A 2803-nucleotide genomic window follows, 5' to 3' on the forward strand; every position below is an offset into this window, starting at 1 on the left:
CAAAGCTCCCCGGGGGCACCGAGGTGTGGGTCGCGGACTTCGACGGCTCCTCCGTCCACCGCATCAGCACCTCCACGCACTCGGTGACCGGCGATGCGATAGACCTCTCGCCCAACTCGTCGCCTACCGACATCGCCATAACGCAGGTGAAAAACCCTACCGCGACCTACGCCTACGTGGCGGGGGCGAGCGGCGTTTCGGTGGTCAACACGGCGACCGGAGAGGTCCTGGACATGGGCAGCGACCCGGCCAAGGACCACGAGCCGATACCGACCTCCGCGGAGCCCTTTCTCGTCGAGGCCTCCAGCAAGGAGGACGGGAACGTCTATGTGGACTTCATCACAGGCCAGGTGGGGATCATCACCGCGAACCCCCTGGTCGCGATCGCCTCGATCGCGTACTCGGGAGGGGGGTCGTCGCTGGGCGTAGGCGGCACGATGGACGTGGAGTTTCTCGTCGACGAGGACTCGACGTACGAGTTCCGCTCGGGCGGGGACATCTACGGCTCAGGGGCACTTCTGGTCGACAGCGCGGGGAGCACCTCCGGCAGCGTGATCGCGGACGAGCCCACGACCGCGACGATACCGTTCGATGCGAACAAGGACGCCTTCGACGAGGGGGAGAACGACCTCTGGGTCTTCGCGACCAGCGACGGCCTCAGGGGGCGCATCGCAGCCGCCGTTTCCGTGGACACACCGCCGCCCGACGTCGTCGTTCGCTCCACCGGGTTCGGGAGCAGCAGGGTCTACGTCAACTTCGACAGGGTGGACGTCTCGGACATGGCGAGCTATAACGTGTACGTGGACACCGATCCAGACGCGGTCCTCACGAAGGCGGATGCGCAGGCGAGCGTGTCCCAGCCCTCAGGCGGATCGAGCGTCACCGGCGAGGTTGGCGGCCTTTCGAACGGAACGCTCTACTACATGGCGGTGGAGGCGGTGGACGAGGCCGGCAACACGAGCGACACAAGGACCGCCGCCTTCCCGGACGGGAGCCGCGTCACCGCCATGCCCGAGAAGACCGTGGGTCCAGCCGGCTCCGAGGGCTGCGGCCTCGTCGGGGGAGGGATGTGCGGTGGGGTGGGCATGATCGCGTTGGCGGCGGGCCTTTTCGCCCTGGTCGCGCTCGGCGTGCGCAGGGCGCGCGCGACGATGCTCGCCCTGCTCGCTGCCGCCTCGTTCCTCTTCGCCCCGACCGGGGCTGCGGCGCAGCTGCCCGCAATACAGGAGTCGCCTGCGACGCCGGGCGTCGGGGTCCTGGAGGCCCGCTCCCCGAACGCTTGGGGCTTCGAGGCCAAGACCGGCTTCTGGATGCCCTCCAGCTCCAGCCTCGACCGCTACTTCGGGACCTGCTGCAACCTAATCACCAGGCTCGAGGGCTCGTATCTCATTGACCGCAAGTACGGCTTGGAGTTCGGCGCCGGATTCCTCTACAAGTCGGGCAAGGCGAGGGGCGAGGAGTCGGGCCAGGTCTCGCAGGACAGCTTCACGTTCCTCATGTTCCCCCTGCAGGCCAGCTTCGCATGGCGCGCCGACTATTTCTCGTGGCGCTATCTCATACCGTACGCCAAGGCCGGCTTCGACAGCGTGATCTACAGGGAGTCGGTGGCCGGCGACTCGGTCGCCGGGGTCAAGTGGGGCATGCACGTGGTGGGCGGAACCATGCTCAACATATCGGAGATGACCAAGACATGGGGGGACACCGACGTGTGGGTCGACGAGTTCTTCATGACCTTCGAGGCGGCCTACCAGTACGTGAGCAGCTTCGGCTCGGGCAAGCTCGACCTCTCCGGCCCGGTGTTCTCTGTGGGCCTGCTGTTCTATTTTTGACCATGCGGACCATAAAACTGACGATATCGTACGACGGGACGAACTACGTGGGCTGGCAGGTGCAGGCGAACGGCCTGTCGGTGCAGGAGCTGATCCAGCGCGCCTTGAGCCGGATGACCGGAGAGGGGATCGCGGTCATCGGGGCGAGCCGCACCGACGCGGGCGTGCACGCGCTGGGCCAGGTCGCCCATTTTTGCACCGGTTCCTCCATACCGCTAGAGGGGTTCGCAAGGGGCATAAACTCGCTTCTCCCTGACGACATCTCGATAGTGAGCGCCGAGGAGGCGGGCGAGTCGTTCCACGCCAACCGGGACGCGAAGGGGAAGATATACCTCTACCGCCTGCTCGCCTCGTGCGGGGGCGCGCCGCTGGCGCAGGGCCGCTGCTGGCAGATGCGCGAGCCGCTCGACCTGGCGGGCATGCGAGAGGGGGCGGCCGCGCTCGTGGGGGAGCACGACTTCGAGAGCTTCAGGGCCGCCGGCTGCGCCGCCGAGCACTCGGTGCGCAGGATAGACAGGATAGATATCGATGAGTGCGCATCCCCGGACCCGATCTTCGCCTCAGGGGATGCCGCCTCGCTCGTCGAGTTCACGTTCGAGGGCGCAGGGTTCCTCCGCCACATGATTAGAAACATCGTGGGTACCCTTGTGGACGTGGGCAGGGGGAGGATCGAGCCCCAGGACGTGCGCCGTATCCTGGGTGCGCGCAAAAGAGAACAGGCCGGGCGCTGTGCCCCGGCCTGTGGTCTCTATCTCGTGAAGGTGCTGTACTGATCAGCTCTCTTCGGTTTCAGTCTCTGTCTCTGTTTCGGTTTCAGTCTCTTCGGTCTCTGTTTCTGTGGTTTCGGCGGTTTCCGTCTCAGCGGTCTCTGTGGAGCTCCCCAGCCCGTTCTCGCTCGTGGAGTAGGAGTCGATGTCGTTGTAGTCGAACTCGCCCTCTGCCACGTAATCCTCCTCGTCGCTCGCCACGACGCC

3 protein-coding genes are annotated in these 2803 nt (G+C 65.9%); 2 read left to right on the plus strand and 1 reads right to left on the minus strand.

The features are described 5' to 3' along the window. On the plus strand, positions 1 to 1829 hold a 1829-nt coding region (locus JXA24_00035; protein MBN1282148.1), incomplete at its 5' end, for a hypothetical protein. A 2-nt stretch (positions 1830 to 1831) separates the two neighbouring features. Next, the gene (truA, locus tag JXA24_00040; GenBank protein MBN1282149.1) at positions 1832 to 2602 is read left to right on the plus strand and encodes a tRNA pseudouridine(38-40) synthase TruA; all 771 of its coding nucleotides are present in this window, start codon (positions 1832 to 1834) and stop codon (positions 2600 to 2602) included. On the opposite strand, the gene JXA24_00045 is transcribed toward truA, so the two are convergent. Continuing rightward, on the minus strand, positions 2603 to 2803 hold a 201-nt coding region (locus JXA24_00045), incomplete at its 5' end, for a hypothetical protein (protein ID MBN1282150.1).

The sequence above is a fragment of the Pseudomonadota bacterium genome, assembly GCA_016927275.1.
Classification (GTDB): domain Bacteria; phylum UBA10199; class UBA10199; order 2-02-FULL-44-16; family JAAZCA01; genus JAFGMW01.